The following is a 25601-nucleotide window of genomic DNA, read 5'->3' on the forward strand; positions in this document are numbered from 1 at the left end:
GCCCCGCTCGACGATCCGCTCACGCCCTGGCCTCCCCGCGTACGTCGGCGTCCGCGCGCCTGTCTCCTCCGGCCAGTTCTTCCGGCAGGTGGAACCGGGCCAGGATCGCCGCCGTCCCGGCCGGCACCCGTCCGGCCGTGGCCAGCGACACCAGGATCATGGTGAGGAACCCGAGCGGCACCGACCAGAGCGCGGGCCAGGCGAGCAGTGCGTGCAGCGCGCCCGAGCCCGGGTAGCCCGCCATGGTCGCGGCGACGGCAACGAAGGCCGCGCCGCCGCCGACGAGCATTCCGGCGGCCGCGCCCGGCGGGGTCAGCCGCCGCCACCAGATGCCGAGGACGAGCAGCGGGCAGAAGGAGGACGCGGACACGGCGAAGGCGAGTCCGACGGCGTCGGCGACGGGCAGTCCGCCGACGATCACGCTCGCCGCGAGGGGTACCACCATGGCGAGTACGGTGCCCAGCCGGAAGTGGCGTACGCCGCGCGAGGGCAGCACGTCCTGGGTGAGCACCCCGGCCACCGCCATGGTCAGTCCGGACGCGGTCGACAGGAACGCCGCGAAGGCCCCGCCCGCCACCAGCGCGCCCAGGAGATCCGCGCCGAGCCCGCCGATCACGCGGTCGGGCAGCAGCAGGACGGCGGCGTCGGCGTTCCCGGTGAGGCTCAGTTCGGGGGCGTACAGGCGGCCGAGCGCGCCGTAGACGGGCGGCAGCAGGTAGAACGCGCCGATGAGGCCGAGGACGGCGACCGTGGTGCGGCGGGCCGCGACGCCGTGCGGGCTGGTGTAGAAGCGGACGACGACGTGCGGCAGGCCCATCGTGCCGAGGAAGGTCGCGAGGATCAGTCCGTACGTGGCGTACAGCGGGCGTTCCTCGCGGCTCGCCGCGAGCGAGGTCGACATGCCGCCGTTGGTGCCCCGGTCGGCGGCCGGGACGGGGTCGCCCTTGGCGAAGGTCAGCCGGGTGCCGCGCGCGATGTGGTGGACGCCCGCGGGGAGTCGCAGCCGCTCGCCGTCGTAGCGGTGGCCGTCGACCGTGCCGGTGGCCGTGACGCCCAGCGGGGCCGAGAGCCTCAGGTCGAGGCTGTCGTCGATGCGGACGACGCGCTGCTCGCGGAAGGTCGCGGGTTCGGCGAAGGCCTGACGCGGGGCGCCGTCGGCCTGCCACGCGAGGACCAGGAAGAGTGCGGGGACCAGCAGCGCGGTGAGCTTGAGCCAGTACTGGAAGGCCTGTACGAAGGTGATGCTGCGCATGCCTCCGGCGGCGACGGTCGCGACCACGACGAACGCGACGAGCACCCCGCCGAACCAGTCGGGCGCGTCGGTCAGGACGGCCAACGTCAGCCCGGCGCCCTGTAGTTGGGGCAGCAGATACAGCCAGCCGACCCCGACCACGAAGGCACCGGCGAGGCGTCGCACGGCCGGTGAGCCGAGGCGTGCCTCCGCGAAGTCGGGCAGGGTGTACGCGCCGGAGCGGCGCAGCGGGGCCGCGACGAACAGGAGCAGCACGAGATAGCCGGCCGTGTAGCCGACGGGGTACCAGAGCATGTCGGGGCCCTGGACGAGGACGAGGCCCGCGATGCCGAGGAAGGAGGCGGCGGAGAGGTACTCGCCGCTGATCGCGGCCGCGTTGAGCCGGGGGCCAACGGTGCGTGAGGCGACGTAGAAGTCGGAGGTGGTCCGGGAGATGCGCAGGCCGAAGGCGCCGACCAGGACGGTCGCCACGACGACGAGGGCGACGGCGGGGACGGCGTAGTTCTGGTTCACGGCTCAGCGGTCCTCGACCAGGCGCACGAAGTCCTTTTCGTTGCGCTCCGCGCGCCGCACGTACCAGCGGGCGAGCAGGACCAGGGGCGGGTAGACGCAGAAGCCGAGCACGGCCCACTCCAGACTCGCGCCGTCCGGCATCGCGGCGAAGACCAGGGGCAACGGCCCGACCAGCAGGACCAGTACGGCGAACACCGCCAGTGCGGCGCGGAGTTGACTGCGCATCAGGGATCGGACGTAGGTGTGGCCGAGCGTGGTCTGTTCGTCGATCTCGGTCCTGGGCCGGTAGTAGCCGGAGGTGCGGCGGGTGCGCCGGGGCACCCCCGTGACGACCACCCGGCGTTCGGTCGGGTCCTGCGGCACGCCGCTTCCCCCTCTCAGCTCGTGGTCCGACGCATCAGCAGATCGCGCAGTTCGCGGGCGTGCCGGCGGCTGACCTGGAGTTCGACGGTGTCGACGAGGACGCTCACGGTGCCCGCGTCCAGGCGGAGTTCGCCGATGTGGCGCAGGGCGACGAGATGGCGCCGGTGGATGCGGACGAAGCCGCGTGAGCGCCAGCGTTCCTCCAGGGTGGAGAGCGGGATGCGGACGAGATGGCGGCCCTGGGCGGTGTGCAGACGTGCGTAGTCGCCGTGTGCTTCGACGTGGGTGATGTCCTCGACGGCCACGAAGCGGGTGACGCCGCCGAGTTCGACGGATATGTGGTCCGGGTCGGGCTCGTGGACGGGTATCCGCGGTGCGGTGTCCTGGAGTTGGGCGGCCCGCCGGACGGCTTCGGCCAGCCGCTCCCGCCGTACCGGCTTGAGGACGTAGTCGACGGCCTTGAGGTCGAAGGCCTGGACGGCGAAGCCCTCGTGGGCGGTGACGAACACGACGAGCGGCGGTGCGGCGAAGCCGGTGAGCAGCCGGGCGAGGTCCAGTCCGTCGAGTCCGGGCATGTGGATGTCGAGGAAGACGACGTCGATGGCTTCGGGCCCGCCGGGTCCGGACTCCAGGGCCCGGTTGATCCGGCGCAGCGCCTCGGTCGCGTCGCTCGCGCCTTCGGCGCTGGAGATCCGGGGATCAGCGTTCAGGAGGTAGAGGAGTTCCTCGAGGGACGGTTGTTCGTCGTCGACGGCGAGCGCGCGCAGCATGACAGTGGAGTGTAGGAGCGATCGGCATGCCTGGACATGTGCGGGACGTGGACGTCGTCGCCGGACATGCGGACGTTGTCGCTGGTTGCGTGGACGTTGTCGCTGGATACAGTGCCGCCATGAACAGCAAGCCCGCGATGTTCGACGAACTCGACCGCAAGATCATCACGGCCCTGATGGCCAACGCCCGGACGAGCTTCGCCGAGATCGGCACGGCGATCGGACTGTCGGCCACCGCGGTCAAGCGCCGTGTCGACCGGCTCCGCGAGACCGGGGTGATCACCGGGTTCACGGCCACGGTGAAGCCGACGGCGCTCGGCTGGCGCACGGAGGCGTATGTCGAGGTGTACTGCGAGGGCGCGGCGCCGCCCCGGCGGCTCGCGGAGGTGGTCCGCAACCATCCGGAGATCACCGCGGCCATGACGGTCACCGGCGGCGCGGACGCGCTGCTCCATGTGCGGGCCACGGACGTGGACCACTTCGAGGAGGTGCTGGAGCGGATCCGCACCGAGCCCTTCATCCGGAAGACGATCAGCTACATGGTGCTGTCGCATCTGCTGCCGGAGGCCCCGGAGGCGGGCGCCACCCACGCGGCACCGCAGGATGCACTGGACGCATCAAACCTGCGTTGACCTGAGCGATTGCGCAGCGATGCTGCGCACACACGCAGCTCTCGTCTCTTGTCGCCCGTATCCCCCGTTTCCTACCTTGGAGGCACCCCCAGTCGACACCGCAGGAAGCGGAGGTACCTCTCTGTGCCCGACAGCCGTGTGCCGCGCCCTCGGCGCTTTCTCGTCTGCGAACCCAGACACTTCGCCGTGCAGTACGCGATCAATCCCTGGATGCATCCCGACGCCCAAGTGGACGTCGATCTGGCCCGTGACCAGTGGGCGGCGCTGATCAGCGCTTACCGGGCCCACGGCCACACCGTGGACACCGTGGAGCCCGTGGCGGATCTCCCGGACATGGTGTTCGCGGCGAATTCCGCGCTCGTCCTGGCGGGCCGGGTCTTCGGCTCGTACTTCCACGCGCCGCAGCGCCGCCCCGAGTCCACCGCGTACGAGACCTGGTTCAAGGCGGCCGGTTTCGACGTCTACCGTCCCGAATCCGTCTGCGAGGGCGAGGGCGACCTCGTCCCGGTGGGCCGGTACGTGCTGGCCGGCACCGGATTCCGTACGACCCCCGAGGCGCACCGCGAGGTGCAGGAGTTCTTCGGCGTCCCGGTGGTCAGCCTCCAGCTGGTGGACCCGCGCTTCTACCATCTGGACACGGCGCTCTTCGTCCTGGACGACGGGCCCGAGGCGAACATCGCGTACTACCCGGAGGCGTTCTCGCCCGGCAGTCGCGAGGTCCTGGCCCGGCTCTTCCCGGACGCGGTGCTCGCGACCCGTGAGGACGCGTTCACCTTCGGCCTGAACTCCGTCTCCGACGGCCGCCACGTGTTCATCGCGCCGCGCGCCGAGGCCCTCGCCGACCGGCTCGCCCGCCACGGCTACGTCCCCGTCCCCGTCGACCTCTCCGAGTTCCACAAGGCCGGCGGTGGCATCAAGTGCTGCACCCAGGAGATCCGCTCATGACCGCTCCCGCCCGTACGCGTCCGTCCTCCGCCGCCGGTCCGCGCTCCTCCGCCGACCTGATCCGCGCCGAGGAGCCCGTCCTCGCGCACAACTACCACCCGCTTCCCGTGGTCGTCGCCCACGCCGAGGGCACCTGGGTCGAGGACGTCGAGGGCCGCCGTTACCTCGACATGCTGGCGGGCTACTCGGCCCTCAACTTCGGCCACCGCAACCCGGTGCTGATCGACGCGGCCCACCGTCAGCTGGACCGGCTGACGCTCACCTCGCGCGCCTTCCACAACGACCGGCTGGCCCAGTTCGCCGAGTCGCTGGCCGAGTTGACCGGCCTGGACATGGTCCTGCCGATGAACACGGGCGCGGAGGCGGTGGAGAGCGCCATCAAGGTGGCCCGCAAGTGGGCGTACGAGGTGAAGGGCGTGGCACCGGACCGGGCGACGATCGTGGTGGCCGCGGACAACTTCCACGGCCGTACGACGACGATCGTGAGCTTCTCGACGGACGAGACGGCCCGCGCCGGCTTCGGCCCCTTCACCCCGGGCTTCCGCGTCGTCCCGTACAACGACCTCGCCGCGCTGGAAGCCGCCGTGGACGAGACCACCGCGGCCGTGCTGATCGAGCCCATCCAGGGCGAGGCGGGCGTCGTCATCCCGGACGACGGCTACCTGACCGGTGTCCGGGAGCTGACCCGGCGCGCCGGGTGTCTGTTCATCGCGGACGAGATCCAGTCCGGCCTGGGCCGCACCGGCACCACGCTCGCCGTGGAACACGAGGAGGTCGTCCCCGACCTGCTCCTCCTGGGCAAGGCACTCGGCGGCGGCATCGTGCCGGTGTCGGCGGTGGTCGGCCGCCGGGACGTGCTCGGGGTGCTGCGGCCCGGTGAGCACGGCTCGACCTTCGGCGGCAATCCGCTGGCCGCGGCGGTCGGCTCCGCGGTCGTCGGGCTCCTGGAGACCGGTGAATACCAGAGCAGGGCGGCCGAGTTGGGCGTGGTCCTGCGCAGTGGCCTGACGGCGCTCGTGGGCCGGGGCGTGGAGGGCTTCCGCTCTCGCGGGCTGTGGGCGGGCGTCGACATCGACCCGGCCATCGGCACCGGGCGCGAGATCAGCGAGGGCCTGATGCGCGAGGGAGTTCTGGTCAAGGACACCCATGGATCCACGATCCGACTGGCCCCGCCGTTGACCATCACCGGTGAGGAACTCCAGTCCGCCCTGGGCGCCTTGGAGAAGGTGCTGTCACAGGGAGTCTGACACCGGCACCGGATGTCGACGGCGGAATCTCGGCGGCGGGCACGCCATGCCCCCGCCGAGCTGCCGCCTCGACGAGCAGAGCGGCCATCCGTTGAGGAAACCCCTCACTCGGCGGTGAGCTCCGCGAGTTGCTCGGCCGCTGTCGTGTTGCCCTGGTCGGCGAGGCGTCGCAGCTCGTCCATGTTGTCCAGTTCGGTGGCGAGTTCGATCAGCTGGTCGGTGGCCGTGGCGTTGCCGCGGTCCGAGAGGCGGCGCAGTTCTTGGAGGTCGCCCTGCTCTGCGGCGTGTTGGATGAGTTCGTCGGTCGCGGTGGGGTTGCCCGCGTCCGCGAGGCGGCGCAGTTCGTTCAGGTCGCCGAGTTCGGTGGCGAGTTCGATCAGCTCGTCGGTCGCGGAGGCGTCGCCGCGCTCGGCGCGTTCCCGCAAGGCAGACAGGTCGGGCTCGGTCATGACGGGCAACCTCTCCGTGGTTTCGTTCCGGGACCGGCCGGCCCTGGACCTTGTGCGGCTATGCGCCGGGGCTGGGCAGCTTTCCCGAGGCGCGCAGCGTGTCGCGGTGTGCGTGCCACTCGTCCACCAGCTTGGGCAGGCGGTCGGCCAGGAACTCGGCCAGTGCGGCCATCTCTTCGAGTGGCGCACGCCGCTCCGGTGGAGCGTCGGCGAGCAGTGCCAGTCCCTCCCTGAACAGCGCCGCATGCTCCTTGTGGATGGCGGAGTCGAAGTTCTGCGGCTGCCGGCCGGCCGGATCCAGGCTCACCCTGTCCATACGCTCGCCGGCAGCACGCGTGCGCCGCGCCGTCCCATAGCTCTCGAGCAGCTTCACCGCGCCGGTGATGGCACTCCGGCTCGCCAGCAGCGCCCGGCTCAGCTCGTCGATCGTCTGATGAGGCGGGTCGCAGACGAGCAGGTACCCCAACAGGCGCCCGGCCATCGGCGGAAACCCGTACTGGCGGGCATAGAACCGCCCGACATGGTCGGCGAAGATCAGCTGGCTGTCACTCGGCACATCGCCCAAACCTACCACCAATGACTGAGATGACACAGATTTGTGTCATCTCAGTGGCGGGCGACGGCGAAGAGCGGCTGGTCAGTCGATGATCGCGGTGGCTTCGACCTCCACCAGATGGTCGGGGACGTCCAGTGCCGCCACGCCGATCAGCGTGCCCGGCGCCATCGGGGTGATCCCCAGCTTCGCGGAGGCCCGCGCGACTCCTTCCAGGAACAGGGGCATCTTGTCGGGGGTCCAGTCGACGACGTAGACGGTCAGCTTCGCCACGTCGTCGAAGGAGGCGCCGACCTCGGCCAGCGCGGTGCCGACGTTGAGGTAGCTCCGCTCGACCTGAGCGGCGAGGTCGCCTTCGCCGACCGTGACCCCCTCGGCGTCCCAGGCGACCTGCCCGGCGATGAAGACCAGCTTCGACCCGGTCGCGATCGACACCTGCTGGTACACCGGGATCTTCGGCAATCCACTGGGGTTCACCAGGGTGATGGCCATGCTGCCTGCCTCCTTGTCATGAGCGCCCTTGGGCTCGCGTCCACCGAGCCAAGAGGCCCTCGGTCTCTTGTGGTTACTCGGGAACTGTAGGAGAGTGGCCGCTGACCTGGAAGAACGCACTTTTCAGTGACTGGGGAACCTTATGGTGACCAAGCAGTTCAACGGCTCGCCCGAGGATGCGGACCTGAGGCGCGCGGACTCTTTGGCGCGGGAGATCTTCTCCGACGTCGCCAACAAGTGGGCGTTCCTGATCATCGAGGCTCTCGGTGAACGCACCCTGCGCTTCACCGAGCTGCGCGACGAGATCGAGGGCGTCAGCCACAAGATGCTCACCCAGAACCTGCGCATGCTGGAGCGCAACGGCCTGGTCGAGCGCCGCGTGCACCCCACCGTGCCGCCGCGGGTCGAATACACCCTCACCGAATCGGGCCAGGGCCTTCGCGCCACGGTCGACGCAATGTGTGGCTGGACCCACCAGTACCTCAGCCACATCGAGGCCGCCCGCCGCCGCTTCGACGCCTGACGGCTCAAGCACTCACCCGCGCGACCGTCGCGTTCGACGGACGCTCGCGTCCCCGTCAGGCGCCTTCTCCGTGCCCTCAAGGCGCAGGGTCGACCACCGGGTACGGGACGAACGTGCTGTCGTTCTCGTCGATTCTCAGTCGCCGGCCGAGCGGGGGTGCGGCACGCTGGGGGCAGTCGGTGCGTTCGCAGCTGCGGCAGCCCATGCCGATGGGGGTGGCGGCGGCATTGCCGAGGTCGAGTCCGTCGGCGTAGACGAGGCGTGCGGCGTGGCGGATCTCGCAGCCCAGGCCGATGGCGTAGGCCTTGCCGGGTTCGCCCCAGCCTCCGCGGTGGCGGGTCAGGGCACGTGCCGTCCACAAGTAGCGCTGGCCGTCGGGCATTTCGGCGATCTGGACGTGGATGCGGCCGGGGGCCGCGAACGCCTCGTAGACGTTCCACAGGGGGCAGGTGCCACCGGTCCGGGAGAAGTGGAAGTCGGTCGCGGACTGCCGTTTGGACAGGTTGCCGGCCCGGTCGACCCGGACGAAGGAGAAGGGAACTCCGCGCAGCCGCGGGCGCTGGAGGGTGCTCAGACGGTGGCAGACGGTCTCGTAGCCGAGGCCGTACCGGTCGGTGAGGCGTTCGATGTCGTACCGCACCTCCTCCGCCGCCGCGTGGAAGGTGCGGTAGGGCAGGATCAGCGCGGCGGCGAAGTAGTTGGCGATGCCGATCCGGGCCAGCGCGTGCGACGGTGAACCGGCGGGAAAGTCGGTGGCGGCCTGACGGTCGAGTTCGTCGCCGTACTCGAGCAGGGCGAGCTGGTTCGCCAGCCGGAACGCCCGCTGACCGGGGCGCAGGCGGCCCGACAGATGGAGAGTGCGGGACGCCTCGTCGTAGTGATGCAGGCGATCGCCGGATTCGGCGGCCGACCGCACGCCGTGCCCGTCGGCGAGCCGCTCGGTGAGAGCCCGCACGACCTCGCCGGGCCGGATGCCGATGTCCTCCGCCAGTCGCTCGGCCGCGAGGTCGGTGTTGTGAAGGTAGTTCTGGCGACGGTAGAAGAAGTCCCGGATCTCCTCATGGGGCGAGCGGGGCGCCTCCTGCGCACCGTCCCGGCCGTCCGCGGCTCCGGCGAGCCGCTCGGTGAGCGCCTGGTTGCGACGCCCCAGGTCGAGCAGGAACGTGGCGACAGCGGGCATGCGCGAGGCGAGGTCCGAGAGGTCGGACGCGGTCACCCGGTCTTCGGTGATCTCTTCCGCCAGCGCTTCCCGCAGGTCCGCGACCAGCCGGGTCGTGTCGCGCTCCGAGAAGAAGCCGGGGTCGACGCCGAAGGCTTCGGTCAGCTTCAGCAGGACCGGCACGGTGAGCGGCCGGGAGTCGTGTTCCATCTGGTTCAGATAGCTGGGCGAGATGCCGAGGACCCGGGCCAACTCGGCCTGGCTCATCCGGCGCTCCTCACGCAGCCGCCTCAGCCGCGCCCCCGCGTAGGTCTTGCCCACCGTGTTCCTCCGCTGCTCCGGACGGCCGTCAGCGTACGCGAAATCGGCTCATCGCACCCTTGGCAAACTTGGCAAAAGTGCTCTCGAAGATTCACAGAACTTGGCATACGTCCACGGTTGATGGCACTCAGTGCCAGTGCCAGAGTTCTAGTGCGGCCCGCCGGACCTTCGGCGGTCGGCACCCGGAACCGGGCGCGATTCACGCCCTGACGTCGGAGATCCCGGCATCGGCACCCGCCCGCACGGCAGCGTTGCTCGGCTCCACTCAGCGACGGGCGGCGGGCCGAATCCATGAAGTAGACACGCAGTGCCACTCCGCCACTCAGTGACGTCGGGGATTGGCAGACCGGACGATCGAGGGAGACGGTGAAGGCCATGACAGAGCCGAAGACGACTACGGCCGAGGAGCTCACACGGCGCTGGGCCACCGATTCCCGCTGGCAGGGCATCGAGCGCACCTACAGCGCGGAGGACGTCGTACGGCTGTCCGGCAGCGTCCGTGAGGAGCACACTCTGGCCCGGCGCGGCGCGGAGCGTCTGTGGCGGCTGCTGCACGAGCGGGACTACGTCCACGCGCTCGGCGCCCTGACCGGCGGTCAGGCCGTGCAGCAGGTCAGGGCCGGTCTCCAGGCCATCTATCTGTCCGGCTGGCAGGTCGCCGCCGACGCCAACCAGGCCGGGCACACCTACCCCGACCAGAGTCTCTACCCCGTCAACTCCGTTCCGCAGGTCGTCCGGCGCATCAACAACGCACTGCTGCGCGCCGACCAGATCGCCACCGCCGAGGGCGGCGCGGACACCACCGACTGGCTGGCCCCGATCGTCGCCGACGCGGAGGCCGGATTCGGCGGCCCGCTCAACGCATTCGAGCTGACCAAGGCGATGATCGCGGCCGGCGCCGCGGGCATCCACTACGAGGACCAACTGGCCTCGGAGAAGAAGTGCGGCCACCTCGGCGGCAAGGTCCTCGTGCCCACCTCCCAGCACATCCGCACCCTCAACGCGGCCCGGCTCGCGGCCGACATCGCCGACGTGCCGACCCTCGTCGTCGCCCGCACCGACGCCCTCGCCGCCAACCTGCTCACCAGCGACGTCGACGAGCGCGACGCCCAGTTCGTCACCGGCGAGCGCACCGCCGAGGGCTTCTACCGCGTGCGGGGCGGCATGGCGCCGGTCATCGCCCGCGGTCTCGCCTACGCCCCGTACGCCGACCTGATCTGGGTCGAGACCGGCACCCCCGACCTGGCCCAGGCCCGCGAGTTCGCCGAGGCCGTCCACGCCCGGTATCCGGACCAGATGCTCGCCTATAACTGCTCGCCGTCCTTCAACTGGAAGGCCGCTCTGGACGACGACCAGATCGCCAAGTTCCAGCGGGAGTTGGGTGCGATGGGATACCGCTTCCAGTTCATCACGCTGGCCGGGTTCCACTCCCTCAACCACGGCATGTTCGACCTGGCCCGCGGCTACGCCGAGCACGGCATGACCGCCTATGTCGACCTCCAGGAGCGGGAGTTCGCCGCACAGAAGCACGGCTTCACCGCCGTCAGGCACCAACGCGAGGTCGGCACCGGCTACTTCGACCTGGTCTCCACGGCCGTCAACCCGGCCTCCTCCACGACTGCCCTGGCCGGCTCCACCGAGGAGGAGCAGTTCCACTGGGGCCCGCAAGGACGCCCGCGCGCACCCTCCCCTGAGCGGGCGGGAGTCGGGCGAGCGTCCCGTCCGGCTCCCGCTCCGCTCTCCCTCCCCTCGATCAGGAGATCCTGATGTCCACCAGCGCACCGACCCGCCACGTCCGCGTCCTCGCGGCACCGGGCGACCGGCACGACGAGATCCTCACCCCCGCCGCCCTGGACTTCGTAGGACGCCTCGCCGACGCCTTCGTCGGACGTCGACAGGAACTCCTGAAGGAGCGCAGGCGGCAGGCCATTCGGCTCGCGGCCGGAGCCCCGCTCGACTTCCCCCTCGCCACCGCAGCCGTCCGTGCCGACCTCTCCTGGCGGGTGGCTGCGCCGGCTCCGGGACTGACCGACCGCCGCGTGGAGATCACCGGGCCGCCCGACCGCCGTGTGACCGTCAACGCGCTCAACTCCGGTGCCCAGGTGTGGATGGCGGACTTCGAGGACGCCACCTCACCCACCTGGGACAACGTCATCGACGGCCAGCTCAACCTGCTCGATGCCATCGAGCGCCGGATCGACTTCACCACCGGGGAGGGCAAGGAGTACCGGCTGGGCGAACGGCTCGCCACCATCATGGTGCGGCCGCGCGGCTGGCACCTGACGGAGGAGCACCTGGACTTCGACGGCCGGCCCGTGCCCGCCTCCCTCGTCGACTTCGGCCTGTACTTCTTCCACTGCGCGCGGCGTCAGATCGACGCCGGGTACGGGCCGTACTTCTATCTGCCGAAGCTGGAGAACCGTTACGAGGCCCGGCTGTGGAACGACGTCTTCGTGCTCGCCCAGGAACTGCTGGGCATCCCCCGCGGCATCGTCCGCGCCACCGTCCTCATCGAGACGATCACTGCGGCCTTCGAGATGGAGGAGATCCTCTACGAGCTGCGCGAGCACAGCGCCGGCCTCAACGCGGGCCGGTGGGACTACCTGTTCAGCCTGATCAAGACCTTCGGCCACCGCACGGACTTCCTGCTGCCAGACCGGGCGAGGGTGACGATGACCGCCCCCTTCATGCGGGCCTACACCGAACTCCTCGTCCGCACCTGCCACCGGCGCGGCGCTCACGCCCTCGGCGGCATGGCCGCCCACGTGCCCGGCAGGGACCGGGCCGCCCACGAGGCGGCCCTGGCCAAGGTCCGGCTCGACAAGGAGCGCGAGGCGGAGGACGGCTTCGACGGCTCCTGGGTCGCCCACCCCGGGCTTGTGCCGGTGTGCCGCGAGGTCTTCGACGGCGTCCTCGGCGACCGGCCCCACCAGATCGAGCGCACCCGCGACGACGCCGAGGTGACCGCCGCGGACCTGCTGTCGGTGCGCCGCGCCAGGGGGCCGCCCACACCGGAGGGTTACGTACCAACATCGCGGTCGCGCTGCGCTACTTCGACGCCTGGCTGCGTGGGCAGGGGACTGTGGCCCTGTACGGCCTGATGGAGGACGCGGCGACCGCCGAGATCGCCCGGGTGCAGATCTGGCAGTGGCTGCGGCACCGGGTCGTCGACCAGGAGACGGTACTGCTGCTGCTCGACGACGAACTCGCCACGCTGGGTGCCGAGCACCCCTGGGCGGCCCTCGACGAGGTGCGAGCCCTCTTCGAACGAACCGCCCTGGCACCGGAGTTGCCACTGTTCTTCACCCCGGACGCCTACCCCCGTCACCTCGTCCGGCACGCCGAGGCCGCGTCATGAGCCGGGACATCCGTCGGGTGGGCGTGGTCGGCGGCGGGCAGATGGGCGCCGGGATCGCCGAAGTGTGCGCGCGGGCCGGACTGGACACCGTCGTGTGCGAGGTGGACGCGGTCGCCGCCCGCGCCGCACGCGACCGGGTGGCGGCCTCGTTGGACTGCGCGGTGGAGCGCGGCAAGCTGACGCGAGCCGCGGCACGGGACGCCCTCGACCGGACGGTCTTCTCCGGCAGCCTCGAAGAGCTGGCCGACCGGCAGCTCGTCGTCGAGGCCGTCGTGGAGAACGCCGACGCCAAGACGGAGATCTTCACCGCACTGGACAAGATCGTCGAGGCCCCGGACGCGGTCCTGGCGAGCAACACCTCCTCCCTGCCCGTCATGCGCCTCGGCAGGGCGACCCACCGCGCCGACCGCGTCCTCGGCCTGCACTTCTTCAACCCCGTGCCCGTGCTGCCGCTGGTGGAGGTCGTGACCTCCCTCCACACGGCCCCCAAAACGGTCGGCGCCGTCGAGGACTTCGTCACCCGGATCCTGGGCAAGACCGTCATCCGCTCCCAGGACCGCGCCGGCTTCGTCGTCAACGCCCTGCTCATCCCCTACCTGCTGTCGGCCGTCCGCATGACGGAGTCCGGCTTCGCCTCCGCCGCCGACGTCGACACGGGTATGGAACTGGGCTGCGCCCACCCCATGGGCCCGCTGAGACTGGCCGACCTGATCGGCCTCGACACCGTCGCCTCGATCGCGGAGTCCCTGTACGAGGAGTACAAGGAGCCGCTGTACGCCGCTCCCCCGCTGCTCCAGCGCATGGTGGACGCGGGCCGACTGGGCCGGAAGACCGGCTCGGGCTTCTATGCACTGCGACCAGTACGGCGAGCGGCGCGAGGAACCGGCCACGGACGTAAACCACATCTTGCCTGGTGACAAATAAAGGTCGCTCGACATGGCCGGCAGGCAGGACGCGCACCGCCTCCTCAGCGGTCAGGACGGCGGCGTCCAGGTCAGCGCGCGCTCCGGTCCGGTCGTGGCGCAATCGCAGTGCGTTCGCCAGATTGTACAGTCGGCCCGCGCCACCGGCGGGCGCGGAGGACCGCGATGGCCTCGTCCAAGTCCTTGGACTCACCCGTGCGTTCGGCGCGCTCGTGCAGCGCGGTCCCAAGGCTGACGAGAACGAGAGCGCGATCGAGGTGGCCAGCGGGGACAGCGTGAACGGCAGCCCTGGCCAGTTGGACAGCGTCGTCGTGGCCCGCTCCGGTCCGTTCGGCCCGGGTCTGTATGGCAGCGCCGAGGTTGGACCGGATCGCCGGCAGGTCAGGGTGCCCGGCGGGAGCGGTGCGCACCGCCTCCTCGCCAGCGTCGATCGCCGCGTGCAGATCTCTGTCGTCGCCGGTGCGTTCGAAACGTGCCAGCAGTGCCGTTCCGAGGTTGGACAGGAACTTTCCCCGGGCGGGTTCGTCGGGTGCCGCGTCTTCAACGGTGGCGCGACTGGCTTCGATGGACTCGTCCAAGTCGGTGCCGTCGCCCGTGTACTCATGGCGGCCCAGAAGCGCCATCGCCAAATTGGACAGGCACAGGCCACGGTTGGGATCGCCGGCCGACAGGTCGCCGGCAAGACGCCGACCGATTGTTATGGCCTCGTCAAGATCGGTGGGCATGCCGAGACGTTCACCTCGATCAGCCAACATGATCGCCAGCCCAGAACGCGACGGCGTCCGGCGTGGGTGGTCGGCGGGAATGGCAGCCAGGATGCGCCGGAACAGGTCGATCGTGGCGGTCAGATGCGGGGTATCGGCAGCGCCGGGGCCCGATCCGTACCAGGCGATGGCCGTGCGGACTGCCTCTGCGGCGAGTAGCGGCACCAGCGGTGACGGCAGATCCTCCACACCGGCGACGAAACAGGGGCCGAGCAGGTCGGCGGCCTGATCAAGGTCGGCGTCATCGTGATCGACCTCAAAACGGGCGAAGTAGAGCAGGCCGAGTGGGAGGGTGGCCTCAAGGTCTCCGTCGCGCAGGACGGACGCGAGCCTGCGGGCGTCCGCAAGCGCGTCCGGACCGGTGATCTCGCCGCGCGAGAGCCGGAGCCGCACCGCCGCGAGACGTTCCCCTCGTGTCCCCGCCATATTCCCCCGCCGGACTAGTTCAGGCACAGGGCGAGCAGGCCGTCATAGCAGGAGAGTTGGTCGAGGTCGTCGCCGCCCCAGTTGTCGCGGTAGTCCTCGCGGGCGCCGACGGGCGGAACGTACTCGATGCCGATGAGGCCGAGGGTGGCAGCGTATTCGAACGGGACGGCGAGCGTGTAGCGGTCCTGGAGCAGGGGCCAGTCGTGGAATCCGTCGTAGCCGAGGCTGTCGTATGCAGCGCCCACCATGGCAGCGCCCGGCATTCACGTGTTCGAGTTCAGTAGCGTGGAGGGATGAGAACACGTGGGGGGAGGCTCGCCGCCGTCGCGAGCCTGGCAGCCAGTGCGGCCCTGGTACTGGGCGGCTGCGGCAGGATCAACGCAGGGGACACCGGCACGGGGGACACGAGCGCGGCAGAGCTCGGGTTCAAGGAGTATGCGGGCGCGGTGGACTACCCGTCGGTGACCGGCCCGCACAACAAGGGGTACGTGGCGCCCCGCGAGGGTCTGCGCCAGCTGGTGCCGCTGGGTGACTGCGCCCTGGGCGAGGGGACATTCGCCAACGGGTACCGCTATGTGAACGTCAACTGGACTGGTTCCGACGGCTGTACGAAGCTCTCGATCAACCCGAAGCCGGGCGCCGACGACGAAACCGACGTGCCGTACTCCATGCGCAGCGGCTGGCCCGGTGGCGGCCTGCCGGGCGACGTGGTGGTGCCGTGGGACGACGGTTCGCTGATCGGTGTCGGCGCCACGTTGACCCGCCGGGCACCGAACGGCGAGCAGTTCCGGCTCGCCACGCTGCCACTGACGTTCAACACCCACCCCGAGCAGGAGACCGCGGACGACGCCTCGGTGAACACCGCGGTGAAGGTCGGCTCAGGACTGCTGATCGGCGGCGGCCAGACGGTCGACCGGGTGGAGTCTCCGTACGTGTTCGCGTCCGACGACGCGGGCAAGACCGTGCGTCGCGTGCCGCTGCCGCCGATCGACGGCCGGCAACCGTCCACACCCGTGGGCGACTTCGGCGTCAACGGCAAGGAGGTCGTCGCCTTCGGCGCGGCAGCGACCAACGCCTACGACTTCCACTCCACGGGCACGATCCCGTTCTGGCGCAGCGCGGACGGCGGCGTGCACTGGACGTCCGGCGAAATTACCGGAATGCCACCGGGCACACAGGTGCACAGCATCCTGTACGCGTCGGACCACTGGTTCGCCGTGGGTGGCTATGCCAGGGCCGGCGCCTTCTACGACTCCCTCCCGCTGGTTCTCACCAGCCAGGACGGCACCCACTGGACCCGGATGGACACTTCGGCCATGGGCTCCGGCGAGATCACTGCCGCGACCGTCGACTCCGCGGGCCACCCGGTCCTGGTCGGCTCGGCCCCCCGCCCCAAGTCCAAGCCGAACACCCGCACCGTGCTGTGCAGTTCCATCTGGGTCGGCAACGGGACGACCACGGACTGGAAACGCGGCGGCCTCGGCTGCAGCGAGGACCCCCCGAGAACTGCGGTCACCCTCGCGGACGGGCGCGTGCTGATCGCGGGCAACCGGGACCTCTGGCTCTCTCGAAGCCCGGGGCCGGGGCGCGGTCACGGGTCTTGATCTCTTCCCGCGGAAGGCGGGCGTAGCCGAGTCGGGCCGCAACCCGTTGTCGTACCCGTGTGGTGAGGTGAAGTCGGACGACGGAGCGCGAGAGGCGGAGGGGACGATGGGTGAGCGTACGACGTGGCGGCCGTTTCTGGAGCAGTGGAGCGCGGAGTGGATCGCGGGGCACGACCCGGACAAGGACGCACCGCTCGCGCAGGAGGTCGTGCGGGACGCCTGGCTCGGGTTCGCGCCGGCCAGTGAGGCCGAGGTCGCTGCGGCCGAGGCCCGGCTGGGGCGCCGGCTGCCGCCTTCGCTGCGGGAGTTCCTGCTGGTCACCAACGGGTGGCGGGACGCGGGCAACTTCATCTACCGGCTGGCGGGCGCCGCGGAGCTGGAATGGCTGCGGGACACCGACGACCGCACCTGGATCGAGGTCTGGGAAGACCTCGCGGAGGACGATGTCGAAGAGGACGAGGACGGTGAGGAGGCGTTCGGCGTTCAGGAGGCGAAGGTCCTAGCGCGCTGCCTGCGCCTGTCCCTTGCGGGTGACGCGGCGGTCATGCTGCTCGACCCCGACGACGTGGACGTAGACGGCGAGTGGGCGGCGTACTGGCTCGCCTCCTGGTCCGGCGAGGGACCGGAGCGGTACGGCTCCTTCCACGGCCTCATGCGCCGACAGTGGGTGTCCTTCCACGCCCTGCGCAAGCCGCCGGGCGCCACCCGGGACCACTGGGACGCGGAGGTCGAGCGGGCCCGATGCGAGGCGCTGGCCGGGGCGGTCGACGGACCGCTGTCAGTGTTCGCCCAGGCGCACGAGTACGGGCGGGAGCGAGCAGATGTGCTGAGCATGCAGATGAAGGCGATGCTCGGCGACTGGCGCGGCCACATCGCGAGCCTGATGTGGTACCGCCCGGGGAACGACGACCTCCTGCTCAGCCCGCTCTTCGCCGCGGAACTCCTACCGCTCCTGGTCCGGCAGGACCAGCTCGCGCACCCCCACGACCTGCGGCCCCTGCCGCGGCTCAAGGAGCACGCGCCCGCACCTGTGCGGGCGCTCGTCGCCGACTACGAGGCCCGGGCGGCCGAGCCGGGCTTCCGGCTCACCTTCGGCGGACCAGAGTTCGACGCGGCCGTGCACGCCGTCGCCGACCGCCTCGCCGGGCAGCCGGCCTTTCAGGCTCCCGACGAGCCGCCGATCCGTACGGGGCCGATCGTCGTCACCCTGTACGCGGGCGGCGGCCCGCGGCCCGAACCCGACCCAATGTCCGACCCCGCCAAGGTCCGCACGGCCCGCGCGGGCCTGTGTGACGAAGCCTGGCCCGAACTCCGTGCAGCGCTACGCCTGTGGCACCCGGTGTGCGAGGACCATATTGCCCCGATATCCCTGTTCGCCGACCCGGTCCTGGCCCAGCTGATCACCCCGGACCGCGGCCGCGAGATCCTGGCCACGCCCCGAGGTACGGGCCCCGGTGTCCCGTAGGCTGGAAGTTCCGGCCGCCAGGGACAGCAACACCGTACGAGGGAAGTGCATGACCGAGGAAAGCGACGGCCTCGTGATGTACTGGCGGCCCGGCTGCGTGTTCTGCATGAACCTGCGGCTGAGCCTGCTCTTCACGCGCCTGCGTTACACCAAGCGGAACATCTGGCGGGACAAGGACGCAGCGGCGTTCGCCCGCTCCGTCGCGGACGGAAACGAGACGGTGCCCACCGTCACCGTCGCCGGGCACGCCATGGTCAACCCGTCGAAGCGACAACTGCTGGATGCCGTCCGCGAGTACGCGCCGCACCTACTCTCGTCCTGACCTGGCGCTGAGAGCAGAGGGCCGAGGCCGACGGCCTGTGGTCGGCCTGGTCGCGGTCGAGGGCCGTCTGACGCCACTCCAACGCGAGCCCGCTCTGTTTCGCCTCGCACAGCACCTGGACCATGCCGTCGTAGAACCCGGAACACGACGGTCGAGCAGGAGGGAAGCCATGGAAGGCCGTACTTCTGCCTGCCCAAGGGCGGCAAAACGCGAGACGTTCCCCTCTCCCCCAACCTCGCCAAGCGTGTCCAGGACCACCTGCGCCGCTTCCCTTCGATCTCCTGCACGCTCCCGTGGCGCAACCCTGAGCCGCCGACGACCGAGCTGGAAGGGCGACAACGTAGACCGATCAGCGTCCGGCTGGTCCTGAGCTCCCCGCATGCCAATCGAATCAACTACTCGATGTGGAGCAAGCGGAGCTGGCGGCCCACACTCGCGGCGGCCGGTGTCGTGAAGAAGGTCGGCGAGAAAGCTGAGACGCACGGAGGTCGCAGCCGTCGGTACCCCGTCTACGAACTCTCCCGCGAGGACATGTTCCACGTCCTCCGGCACACGTACGCGAGTACCCAGCTCGAGGCCGGCGAGTCGATAGTGAGCGTGTCGGAGTGGCTCGGGCATGCCTCGCCGCAGACCACGCTGACGCACTACGCTCACTTCATGCCCGGGGCGGGCAAGCGGGGCCTCGCAGCCATGGACGAGTGGTTCGATCAAGATCCACAACCGAATGTCCCTGAGGACTCCCTGGGCGCCCCACAGACCCAGAACAGGGCATGAAACCGCGGGTGGCAGCGGTAGTCGCGCACACTGACAACGTGTAAGAGGAGTTCAAGGAACCCCTCTACGCGCCGCCCCCGCTGCTCCAGCGGATGGTGGAGGCAGGGCTGCTGGGCCGCAAGACCGGCCGCGGGTTCCACGTGTACGGCCAGGAGTGAGCATCCCGGCGCGACCGGGCCGAGGAGTCCGGACCGCGTGTCCCAGCTCACCGTCCGAATGCCGGACGTGGTCCGCCGCGCCGGGTGAGCGCCCCCTAGGCTGGTCGGTGCAACTGGTTCGCCCCGTCCGCCAGGCGGGATGCGTCGCAAGAGGGAACCCGGTGGGAATCCGGGACTGCCCCGCAGCGGTGAGTGGGAACGACCGCCGTCATACGCACTGGGTCCGGTGAACAGGACCTGGGAAGCGACGGCCAGTAGGTGTCCTCCGTCCGGAGGACGTGCCCGCGAGTCCGAAGACCTGCCCGTTGCCCGCGTACGAACCACTCGTGCGCGGACATCCCGGTGACCTCGTGGGCGGGTCGGCGTACATATCGGGCGGACGACCGCGCTGTCGCGCGGGGGTTGTTTCCGTCCGGTTCGTCACCCCCTTCGCGCCCTCGTCCCGTCCCGGGATCCCAGGGAGATATCTCGCGAAGGAGATTTCCGTGACAGCGAAGTCCGCAGCCGCGGCGGCACGGGCCACCGTGTACGGCTACCCCCGCCAGGGACAGAGCCGGGAGCTGAAGAAGGCGATCGAGGGCTACTGGAAGGGCCGCGTCGACGCCGACGCCCTCCGCGCCACCGCCACCGCCACCGAACTGCGCGCCGCCAACTGGCGGCAGCTGGCCGAAGCCGGCATCCACGAGGTACCCACCGGCGACTTCTCGTACTACGACCACGTGCTGGACACCAGCGTCATGGTCGGCGCGATCCCCGAACGCCACCGCGCCGCCGTCGAGGCCGACGCGCTGGACGGCTACTTCGCGATGGCGCGCGGCACCCAGGACGCGGCGCCGCTGGAGATGACCAAGTGGTTCGACACCAACTACCACTACCTGGTCCCCGAGTTGGGCCCGGACACCGTCTTCACGGCCGACTCCACCAAGCAGGTCACCGAGCTCAAGGAGGCCCTCGCCCTCGGGCTGAGCGCCCGCCCGGTGCTGGTCGGACCGGTCACCTACCTGCTGCTCGCCAAGCCCGCGCCCGGCGTCGCCGCGGACTTCGACCCGCTGACGCTCCTCGACCGGCTGCTGCCCGTGTACGCCCAGGTCCTCGCCGACCTCCGCACGGCCGGCGCCGAGTGGGTGCAGCTCGACGAACCGGCCCTGGTCCAGGACCGTACGCCCGCCGAGCTGAACGCCGCCGCGCGCGCCTACCGCGACCTGGGAGGGCTCACCGAGCGCCCGAAGCTGTTGGTCGCCTCGTACTTCGACCGCCTCGGTGACGCGCTGCCCGTGCTCGCCAAGGCTCCGGTGGAGGGCCTGGCGCTCGACTTCACCGAGGCCGCCGCCGCCAACCTGGACGCGCTCGCCGCCGTGGGCGGGCTGCCCGGCAGGCGTCTGGTCGCCGGGGTCGTCAACGGGCGCAACATCTGGGTCAACGACCTGGAGAAGTCCCTCGCCACCCTCGGCACCCTGCTCGGACTGGCCGGCCGGGTCGACGTGGCCGCCTCCTGCTCGCTGCTGCACGTCCCGCTCGACACCACCGCCGAACGCGACATCGAGCCGCAGATCCTGCGCTGGCTCGCCTTCGCCCGCCAGAAGACCGCCGAGATCGTCACCCTCGCCAAGGGCCTCGGGGGCGGCACCGACACCATCGCGGCCGAACTCGCCGCCAACCGGGCCGACCTGGCCTCCCGCGTCGGATCGGCGCTCACCCACGACCCCGCGGTACGCGCCCGCACCACCGCCGTCACCGCCACCGACGCCCGCCGCTCCCAGCCCTACCCCGAACGGGCCGCCGCCCAGCGCGCCCACCTGCGGCTGCCCCTGCTGCCGACCACCACCATCGGCTCCTTCCCGCAGACCGCCGAACTGCGCACCGCGCGGGCGGACCTGCGCGCGGGACGGATCGACAGCGCCGGGTACGAGGAACGCATCAGGGCCGAGATCGGCGAGGTGATCTCCTTCCAGGAGAAGACCGGCCTCGACGTCCTCGTGCACGGCGAGGCCGAACGCAACGACATGGTCCAGTACTTCGCCGAACAGCTCACCGGCTACCTCGCCACGCAGCACGGCTGGGTCCAGTCCTACGGCACCCGCTACGTACGCCCGCCGATCCTGGCCGGCGACATCTCCCGCCCGGAAGCGATGACGGTGCGCTGGACGACGTACGCCCAGTCCCTCACCACCAAGCCGGTCAAGGGCATGCTCACCGGCCCCGTCACCATGCTCGCCTGGTCCTTCGTCCGCGACGACCAGCCCCTCGCCGACACCGCCCGACAGGTCGCCCTCGCCCTGCGCGACGAGGTGAACGACCTGGAGACGGCCGGGACTTCGGTCATCCAGGTGGACGAACCCGCGCTGCGCGAGACCCTGCCGCTGCGCGCCTGCGACCATCCGGAGTATCTGGCGTGGGCCACCGAGGCGTTCCGCCTCACCACCGCGGGCGTACGCCCGGACACCCAGATCCACACCCACATGTGCTACGCCGAGTTCGGCGACATCGTCCAGGCCATCGACGACCTCGACGCCGACGTCATCAGCCTCGAGGCCGCCCGCTCCCACATGCAGGTCGCCCGCGAACTCGCCGGACACGGCTACCCGCGCGAGGCCGGACCCGGCGTGTACGACATCCACTCCCCCCGCGTACCGAGCACCGAGGAGGCCGCCGCACTGCTCCGCACCGGCCTCAAGGCCATTCCCGCCGAACGACTGTGGGTCAACCCCGACTGCGGCCTGAAGACCCGCGCCTGGCCCGAGACTCGCGCCTCGCTGGAGAACCTGGTCACCGCGGCGCGGACGGTCCGCACGGAGCTTTCCGCGTCCTGAGCCCGTACGACGGGCCGGGAGAGCACGCCCACCGCTTTCTCGGCCCACCGGCTACCCACCACACCACAAGCCCCGCGCCCCCATGGCGTCCGGTGGCTCACGGGCGCCAGTACAGCGCGGGGTCGGGGTGGTGGGTGAAGCCGAGTTCGCGGTACAGCGGTTCGCCTTCCACTGAGGCGTACAGGTCCACTCGGGCGACCTCACGTTCCCCGAACCAGTCGAGCAGGCCCCGCATGATCGAGCGGCTGTGACCGCGGCGCCGGTACGACGGGTCGGTGACCACGCCGATCACGTGCCCGATCCGGCCGTTGCGCAGATGCGGGCCGGGCAACCGCTGCTCGATGGTGGCGATCCCACAGGCGGCCAGGCCACGGTCGCCGTCGCTGTCACCGTCGCCGTCCACCACGAGGATGCGCACGGCATCCGAGGTCAGCTGTTCCTTCAGCACCACGGCCAGGGCGTCCAGCCAGTCGTCGTCCGCCGACGCGGGGCTGAAGAAGTCACCGCCGAGGTCCTCGAACAGCAGGGCCCGCAGACGTACGAGCTCCACCAGGTCGTACTCCACCGCCTGCCGCACGGCCGGCCCGTTTCCCTTGCGTTGTCCCATGCCGACCAGACTGATGTAATGGTCTTATGCATCTCAACCCTTACGGCGAGGATGCCGTGAACCTGGCCGCCGATCTCGCCAACCGGCGCCCGACCGGCGTCGAGGAGCTCGCGGAGCGCTGCCGCGCCGCCGGGCTGGTGCTGGAGAACCCGGCCACCCCCCAGGACCTCGACCGCACCCAGGACGCACTGAAGGCGTGGGAGGAGGTCGTCGATGCCACCGACGAACACGAACGCGCCGAGCTGCTCAACCGGATGCTGGCGGCGGCCGCCGCCCACCCGCGGATGTCCAACCACGCCGGCAGCGGCTGGCACCTGCACTTCCGCGACGACCGGCAGACACTCGGCTCCGTACTGTTCTCACTCATCGCCGTGGGTACCGCATTGCACCTGACAGGACGGGGCATGCACCGCCTCCGACGCTGCGCCGTGAGCGAGTGCACCACGATCTTCGCCGACACCTCCCGCACCGGACGGCAGCGGTACTGCTCCCCGCGCTGCGCCAACCGCGACGCGGTACGCCGCCACCGGGCGCGCAGCGTTTGACGAGGGTCACGAGCTGCCCCTATCCCCTACGTGGCCAGTAGAGCATCCTCAGGGATGAAGTCCGGAAGAACGCGGCCCGAGAGCCGATTCGGTAGAGTTGGAGAGACACCGTGTTTTACTACGTGCTCAAATACGTGCTTCTGGGTCCACTGTTGAGGCTGGTGTTCCGGCCTCGGATCGAGGGCCTTGAGTACATACCGGCGTCGGGTCCCGCCATCGTGGCCGGCAACCATCTCTCGTTCTCGGACCACTTCCTGATGCCCGCGATCCTGAAGCGTCGCATCACCTTCCTGGCGAAGGCCGAGTACTTCACGGGGCCCGGTATCAAGGGACGGCTGACGGCCGCCTTCTTCCGCAGCGCGGGGCAGATCCCGGTGGACCGCTCCGGCAAGGACGCGGGCCAGGCCGCGATCCGCGAGGGACTGGGCGTGCTGCGCAAGGACGAACTGCTCGGCATCTACCCGGAGGGGACGCGTTCGCACGACGGGCGCCTCTACAAGGGCAAGGTCGGCGTCGCGGTCATGGCGCTGAAGGCCGGGGTTCCGGTCATCCCCTGCGCCATGATCGGCACCTTCGAGGCACAGCCGCCGGGCCAGAAGATCCCGAGCCTCCACCCCGTGGTGATCCGCTTCGGGAAGCCCCTCGACTTCTCCCGCTACGCCGGGATGGAGAACGAGAAGGCCATCCTGCGCGCCGTCACCGACGAGATCATGTACGCCATCCTCACCCTCTCCGAGCAGGAGTACGTCGACCGGTACGCGGCCGTCGTCAAGGCGGAGGAGGCGGCCGAGGTCGCGGCCCAGGCCCGCAAGTTCCCGCGGATACCCTTGAGTTGAGAGACGCACGACAGGCAGAAGGGGCGGCCGGGGATCCGGCCGCCCCTCTGTGCGTGGGGTGTTACGCGGTCGGCGTGGCGTGCGGGGTGCACGTCACATCGGCCGCGTCCGTCTTGCCCGTGAGCAAGTAGGAGTCCACACGGGTGTTGATGCACGGGTTGACCAGGCCGGTCACACCGTGCGAGCCCGCACCGTTCTCGGTGATCAGGCGGGAGCCCTTGAAGCGCTTGTGCAGTTCGACGGCGCCGGGGTACGGGGTGGCGGCGTCACGCGTGGACTGCACGATCAGGACGGCGGGCAGGCCCTTGCCGGTCTTGACGTTCACCGGGGTCTGCTGCTTGACCGGCCAGGTCGCGCAGGGCAGGTTCATCCACGCGTTGGCCCACGTCATGAACGGGTAGCTCTTGTGGAGCTTCGTGTTGTCCTTGTCCCACTTAGACCAGCTGGTGGGCCACTTGGCGTCCGCGCACTCGACGGCCGTGTAGACGGCGTTGCCGTTCTCCGAGGCGATGTTGCCCGCGGTGTCGGACAGGTCGGGGGCGGCGGCGTCGACGAGCGCCTGGGTGTCACCGGCGACGTACTTGCTGAACGCCGTCGCGACCGGCACCCACGACGAGTCGTAGTACGGGGCGCTCTGGAAGAAGGAGATCAGTTCGGCGGGGCCGACGACGCCACCGAGCGGGCTCTTCTTCGCGGTGGCCCGCAGCTTCAGCCACTGGTCCTGGACCTTGGCGCGGGTGTCGCCGAGGTGGAAGGCGGCGTCGTTCTTGGCGACCCAGTCCTCCCAGTCCTTCCAGCGGCCCTCGAAGGCGATGTCCTGCTCCAGGTTGGCCTGGTACCAGATGTTCTCCTTCGCCGGGTTGACGACACTGTCGACGACCATGCGGCGGACGTGGCCCGGGAACAGGGTGCCGTAGACGGCGCCGAGGTAGGTGCCGTAGGAGACGCCCAGGTAGTTGAGCTTCTTCTCACCGAGTCCGGCCCTGATGACGTCCAGGTCGCGGGCGGTGTTGGGCGTGGTCATCTGCGCCAGCATCGCCTTGCCGCTGCGCTTGGCACAGCCGTCCGCGTACGCGGCGGCGAGCTTGCGCTGGACGCGCTTGTCGGCCTCGGAGTCCGGGACCGGGTCGGCCTTGGGCGCCTTCACGAACTCCTGCGGGTCAATGCAGGAGATCGGGGCGGAGTGACCGACACCGCGCGGGTCGAAGCCCACGAAGTCGTACGCCTTCGAGGTGTTGACCCACAGGGGGGCCTTGGTGGTGACGCGGCGCGGGAAACGCATGCCCGAACCACCGGGGCCACCCGGGTTGTAGACGAGCGCGCCCTGGCGCTCCGCCTTGGTCCCGGTGTTCCCGATACGGTCGACGGCGAGCTTGATCTGCTTGCCGTAGGGGTGGGCGTAGTCGAGCGGGACGGAGACCCAGCCGCACTGGATCGGCTTCTCGAAGCCCCAGTCCGCAGGGCAGTCCTGCCAGTTGATCCCGGCCTTCGCGGCTCGGGCGGCGGCGATCGCCGCGCCGCGGGCCTCACGGTCCTGACCGTGACGCGAGTCGGCGGTGGCCGACGGCGCCGCGACGGCTCCGGCTATCAGGGTCGCCGTGACGAGTGCTCCGGCCGAAGCGAACGCGGTCAGGCGTCTCGTCGGTCTCTTAGCCCTCAAGTGGGACCTCCCCGTACATCGTTGCGATTGGTACGGGGATCCTTTCTGCTGTGAGGTCTCTGAGAACAGGGGTGACCGGCCTTCTTTACCATTCCGATAACCGGAGCACCAAGTCCCGTTGAGCGGAGAG

23 protein-coding genes, 3 pseudogenes and 1 riboswitch are annotated in these 25601 nt (G+C 70.3%); of the genes and pseudogenes, 15 read left to right on the forward strand and 11 right to left on the reverse strand.

Annotated elements, in window-relative coordinates; all coding sequences use genetic code 11:
• Window positions 1-19 precede the first annotated feature (19 nt).
• The 3 genes from OG798_RS12015 to OG798_RS12025 are packed head-to-tail and all read right to left on the reverse strand — an operon-like array spanning window position 20 to window position 2898.
• Window positions 20-1765, reverse strand: coding sequence for a sodium/solute symporter (locus OG798_RS12015; RefSeq protein WP_267061128.1), 1746 nt, complete (start codon window positions 1763-1765; stop codon window positions 20-22).
• A gap of 3 nt (window positions 1766-1768) precedes the next feature.
• Window positions 1769-2128 (reverse strand): hypothetical protein, encoded by a 360-nt coding sequence (locus tag OG798_RS12020; RefSeq protein ID WP_328756962.1) that lies wholly within the window; start codon window positions 2126-2128, stop codon window positions 1769-1771.
• 14 nt (window positions 2129-2142) lie between these two features.
• The gene (locus tag OG798_RS12025) at window positions 2143-2898 is read right to left on the reverse strand and encodes a LytR/AlgR family response regulator transcription factor (protein WP_267061129.1); all 756 of its coding nucleotides are present in this window, start codon (window positions 2896-2898) and stop codon (window positions 2143-2145) included.
• A gap of 119 nt (window positions 2899-3017) precedes the next feature.
• Between OG798_RS12025 and OG798_RS12030 the strand changes: the two genes are divergently transcribed.
• The 3 genes from OG798_RS12030 to rocD all read left to right on the forward strand — a co-directional run bounded on the left by OG798_RS12030 (window position 3018) and on the right by rocD (window position 5722).
• The gene (locus OG798_RS12030; RefSeq protein ID WP_067378689.1) at window positions 3018-3530 is read left to right on the forward strand and encodes an Lrp/AsnC family transcriptional regulator; all 513 of its coding nucleotides are present in this window, start codon (window positions 3018-3020) and stop codon (window positions 3528-3530) included.
• 123 nt (window positions 3531-3653) lie between these two features.
• Window positions 3654-4475 carry a dimethylargininase gene (gene ddaH, locus OG798_RS12035; protein WP_261686944.1) on the forward strand — a complete coding sequence of 274 codons (822 nt, stop codon included), beginning with the start codon at window positions 3654-3656 and terminating at the stop codon, window positions 4473-4475.
• Window positions 4472-5722 carry an ornithine--oxo-acid transaminase gene (gene rocD / locus OG798_RS12040; RefSeq protein WP_267061130.1) on the forward strand — a complete coding sequence of 417 codons (1251 nt, stop codon included), beginning with the start codon at window positions 4472-4474 and terminating at the stop codon, window positions 5720-5722. Before ddaH ends, rocD begins: the two co-directional genes overlap by 4 nt.
• Before the next feature lie 104 nt (window positions 5723-5826).
• Here rocD and OG798_RS12045 read toward each other — a convergent pair whose 3' ends face one another.
• The 3 genes from OG798_RS12045 to OG798_RS12055 all read right to left on the reverse strand — a co-directional run bounded on the left by OG798_RS12045 (window position 5827) and on the right by OG798_RS12055 (window position 7216).
• The gene (locus OG798_RS12045) at window positions 5827-6171 is read right to left on the reverse strand and encodes a hypothetical protein (RefSeq protein WP_328756963.1); all 345 of its coding nucleotides are present in this window, start codon (window positions 6169-6171) and stop codon (window positions 5827-5829) included.
• A gap of 58 nt (window positions 6172-6229) precedes the next feature.
• Window positions 6230-6736 carry a GbsR/MarR family transcriptional regulator gene (locus OG798_RS12050; protein WP_218835973.1) on the reverse strand — a complete coding sequence of 169 codons (507 nt, stop codon included), beginning with the start codon at window positions 6734-6736 and terminating at the stop codon, window positions 6230-6232.
• Between the two features lie 72 nt (window positions 6737-6808).
• On the reverse strand, window positions 6809-7216 hold the full coding sequence (locus OG798_RS12055; protein WP_267061131.1) for a RidA family protein: 408 nt from the start codon (window positions 7214-7216) through the stop codon (window positions 6809-6811).
• A 142-nt stretch (window positions 7217-7358) separates the two neighbouring features.
• Here OG798_RS12055 and OG798_RS12060 point away from each other — a divergent pair, with 142 nt between their 5' ends.
• Window positions 7359-7739: a winged helix-turn-helix transcriptional regulator gene (locus OG798_RS12060; RefSeq protein ID WP_097226538.1), complete on the forward strand. Its 381-nt coding sequence runs from the start codon at window positions 7359-7361 to the stop codon at window positions 7737-7739.
• Between the two features lie 76 nt (window positions 7740-7815).
• On the opposite strand, the gene OG798_RS12065 is transcribed toward OG798_RS12060, so the two are convergent.
• Complete coding sequence (locus tag OG798_RS12065) at window positions 7816-9219, reverse strand: short-chain fatty acyl-CoA regulator family protein (protein WP_328756964.1); 1404 nt, start codon at window positions 9217-9219, stop codon at window positions 7816-7818.
• Window positions 9220-9594: 375 nt separating this feature from the next.
• On the opposite strand from OG798_RS12065, the pseudogene aceA reads away from it, so the two are divergent.
• From aceA to OG798_RS12080, 3 genes and pseudogenes are all read left to right on the forward strand, one after another.
• Window positions 9595-10875, forward strand: a pseudogene (aceA, locus tag OG798_RS12070) (isocitrate lyase); the annotation flags it as partial.
• Window positions 10876-10985: 110 nt separating this feature from the next.
• Window positions 10986-12577, forward strand: a pseudogene (gene aceB / locus OG798_RS12075) (malate synthase A).
• The gene (locus tag OG798_RS12080) at window positions 12574-13494 is read left to right on the forward strand and encodes a 3-hydroxybutyryl-CoA dehydrogenase (RefSeq protein ID WP_267061134.1); all 921 of its coding nucleotides are present in this window, start codon (window positions 12574-12576) and stop codon (window positions 13492-13494) included. Before aceB ends, OG798_RS12080 begins: the two are co-directional and overlap by 4 nt.
• A 77-nt stretch (window positions 13495-13571) precedes the next feature.
• On the opposite strand, the gene OG798_RS12085 is transcribed toward OG798_RS12080, so the two are convergent.
• Window positions 13572-14657, reverse strand: a complete 1086-nt coding sequence (locus OG798_RS12085) for a hypothetical protein (RefSeq protein ID WP_328756965.1) — start codon at window positions 14655-14657, stop codon at window positions 13572-13574.
• Window positions 14658-14704: 47 nt separating this feature from the next.
• Window positions 14705-14938 (reverse strand): hypothetical protein, encoded by a 234-nt coding sequence (locus OG798_RS12090; RefSeq protein ID WP_218835972.1) that lies wholly within the window; start codon window positions 14936-14938, stop codon window positions 14705-14707.
• 45 nt (window positions 14939-14983) lie between these two features.
• On the opposite strand from OG798_RS12090, the gene OG798_RS12095 reads away from it, so the two are divergent.
• From OG798_RS12095 to metE, 6 genes and pseudogenes are all read left to right on the forward strand, one after another.
• Window positions 14984-16294 (forward strand): hypothetical protein, encoded by a 1311-nt coding sequence (locus OG798_RS12095; protein ID WP_328756966.1) that lies wholly within the window; start codon window positions 14984-14986, stop codon window positions 16292-16294.
• Between the two features lie 106 nt (window positions 16295-16400).
• Complete coding sequence (locus tag OG798_RS12100) at window positions 16401-17759, forward strand: SMI1/KNR4 family protein (protein WP_267061136.1); 1359 nt, start codon at window positions 16401-16403, stop codon at window positions 17757-17759.
• Window positions 17760-17808: 49 nt separating this feature from the next.
• Window positions 17809-18081, forward strand: coding sequence for a glutaredoxin domain-containing protein (locus OG798_RS12105; RefSeq protein WP_121416842.1), 273 nt, complete (start codon window positions 17809-17811; stop codon window positions 18079-18081).
• 402 nt (window positions 18082-18483) lie between these two features.
• Window positions 18484-18855: a tyrosine-type recombinase/integrase gene (locus OG798_RS12110; RefSeq protein ID WP_328756967.1), complete on the forward strand. Its 372-nt coding sequence runs from the start codon at window positions 18484-18486 to the stop codon at window positions 18853-18855.
• A gap of 44 nt (window positions 18856-18899) precedes the next feature.
• Window positions 18900-19013: pseudogene (locus OG798_RS12115) on the forward strand (3-hydroxyacyl-CoA dehydrogenase family protein); the annotation flags it as partial.
• Between the two features lie 97 nt (window positions 19014-19110).
• A riboswitch (cobalamin riboswitch) is annotated at window positions 19111-19333 on the forward strand.
• A gap of 165 nt (window positions 19334-19498) precedes the next feature.
• A complete protein-coding gene (gene metE, locus OG798_RS12120) occupies window positions 19499-21823 on the forward strand; it encodes a 5-methyltetrahydropteroyltriglutamate--homocysteine S-methyltransferase (RefSeq protein WP_328756968.1) in 2325 nt (774 codons plus the stop codon).
• Between the two features lie 97 nt (window positions 21824-21920).
• Here metE and OG798_RS12125 read toward each other — a convergent pair whose 3' ends face one another.
• The gene (locus tag OG798_RS12125; RefSeq protein WP_095856004.1) at window positions 21921-22430 is read right to left on the reverse strand and encodes a GNAT family N-acetyltransferase; all 510 of its coding nucleotides are present in this window, start codon (window positions 22428-22430) and stop codon (window positions 21921-21923) included.
• A 26-nt stretch (window positions 22431-22456) separates the two neighbouring features.
• On the opposite strand from OG798_RS12125, the gene OG798_RS12130 reads away from it, so the two are divergent.
• Both OG798_RS12130 and OG798_RS12135 read left to right on the forward strand, forming a co-directional pair.
• On the forward strand, window positions 22457-22975 hold the full coding sequence (locus OG798_RS12130) for a CGNR zinc finger domain-containing protein (RefSeq protein WP_121416838.1): 519 nt from the start codon (window positions 22457-22459) through the stop codon (window positions 22973-22975).
• A gap of 110 nt (window positions 22976-23085) precedes the next feature.
• Window positions 23086-23811, forward strand: coding sequence for a lysophospholipid acyltransferase family protein (locus tag OG798_RS12135; RefSeq protein ID WP_095856002.1), 726 nt, complete (start codon window positions 23086-23088; stop codon window positions 23809-23811).
• 61 nt (window positions 23812-23872) lie between these two features.
• Here the strand turns inward: OG798_RS12135 and OG798_RS12140 are convergent, their stop codons facing one another.
• Entirely contained in the window at window positions 23873-25471 is a 1599-nt protein-coding gene (locus tag OG798_RS12140; protein ID WP_095856001.1) for an alpha/beta hydrolase, read from the reverse strand.
• Window positions 25472-25601 lie beyond the last annotated feature (130 nt).

Origin of the sequence: Streptomyces sp. NBC_00271 (assembly GCF_036178845.1) — a bacterium.
Lineage (GTDB): Bacteria > Actinomycetota > Actinomycetes > Streptomycetales > Streptomycetaceae > Streptomyces.

Coding starts and splice junctions, on each gene's coding strand:
- OG798_RS12025 (WP_267061129.1), bottom strand. CDS start 2,898: ATGCTGCGCGCGCTCGCCGTCGACGACGAACAACCGTCCCTCGAGGAA.
- OG798_RS12030 (WP_067378689.1), top strand. CDS start 3,018: ATGAACAGCAAGCCCGCGATGTTCGACGAACTCGACCGCAAGATCATC.
- rocD (WP_267061130.1), top strand. CDS start 4,472: ATGACCGCTCCCGCCCGTACGCGTCCGTCCTCCGCCGCCGGTCCGCGC.
- OG798_RS12045 (WP_328756963.1), bottom strand. CDS start 6,171: ATGACCGAGCCCGACCTGTCTGCCTTGCGGGAACGCGCCGAGCGCGGC.
- OG798_RS12055 (WP_267061131.1), bottom strand. CDS start 7,216: ATGGCCATCACCCTGGTGAACCCCAGTGGATTGCCGAAGATCCCGGTG.
- OG798_RS12060 (WP_097226538.1), top strand. CDS start 7,359: ATGGTGACCAAGCAGTTCAACGGCTCGCCCGAGGATGCGGACCTGAGG.
- OG798_RS12080 (WP_267061134.1), top strand. CDS start 12,574: ATGAGCCGGGACATCCGTCGGGTGGGCGTGGTCGGCGGCGGGCAGATG.
- OG798_RS12090 (WP_218835972.1), bottom strand. CDS start 14,938: ATGGTGGGCGCTGCATACGACAGCCTCGGCTACGACGGATTCCACGAC.
- OG798_RS12095 (WP_328756966.1), top strand. CDS start 14,984: ATGAGAACACGTGGGGGGAGGCTCGCCGCCGTCGCGAGCCTGGCAGCC.
- OG798_RS12100 (WP_267061136.1), top strand. CDS start 16,401: ATGGGTGAGCGTACGACGTGGCGGCCGTTTCTGGAGCAGTGGAGCGCG.
- OG798_RS12105 (WP_121416842.1), top strand. CDS start 17,809: ATGACCGAGGAAAGCGACGGCCTCGTGATGTACTGGCGGCCCGGCTGC.
- OG798_RS12110 (WP_328756967.1), top strand. CDS start 18,484: ATGTGGAGCAAGCGGAGCTGGCGGCCCACACTCGCGGCGGCCGGTGTC.
- OG798_RS12125 (WP_095856004.1), bottom strand. CDS start 22,430: ATGGGACAACGCAAGGGAAACGGGCCGGCCGTGCGGCAGGCGGTGGAG.
- OG798_RS12130 (WP_121416838.1), top strand. CDS start 22,457: ATGCATCTCAACCCTTACGGCGAGGATGCCGTGAACCTGGCCGCCGAT.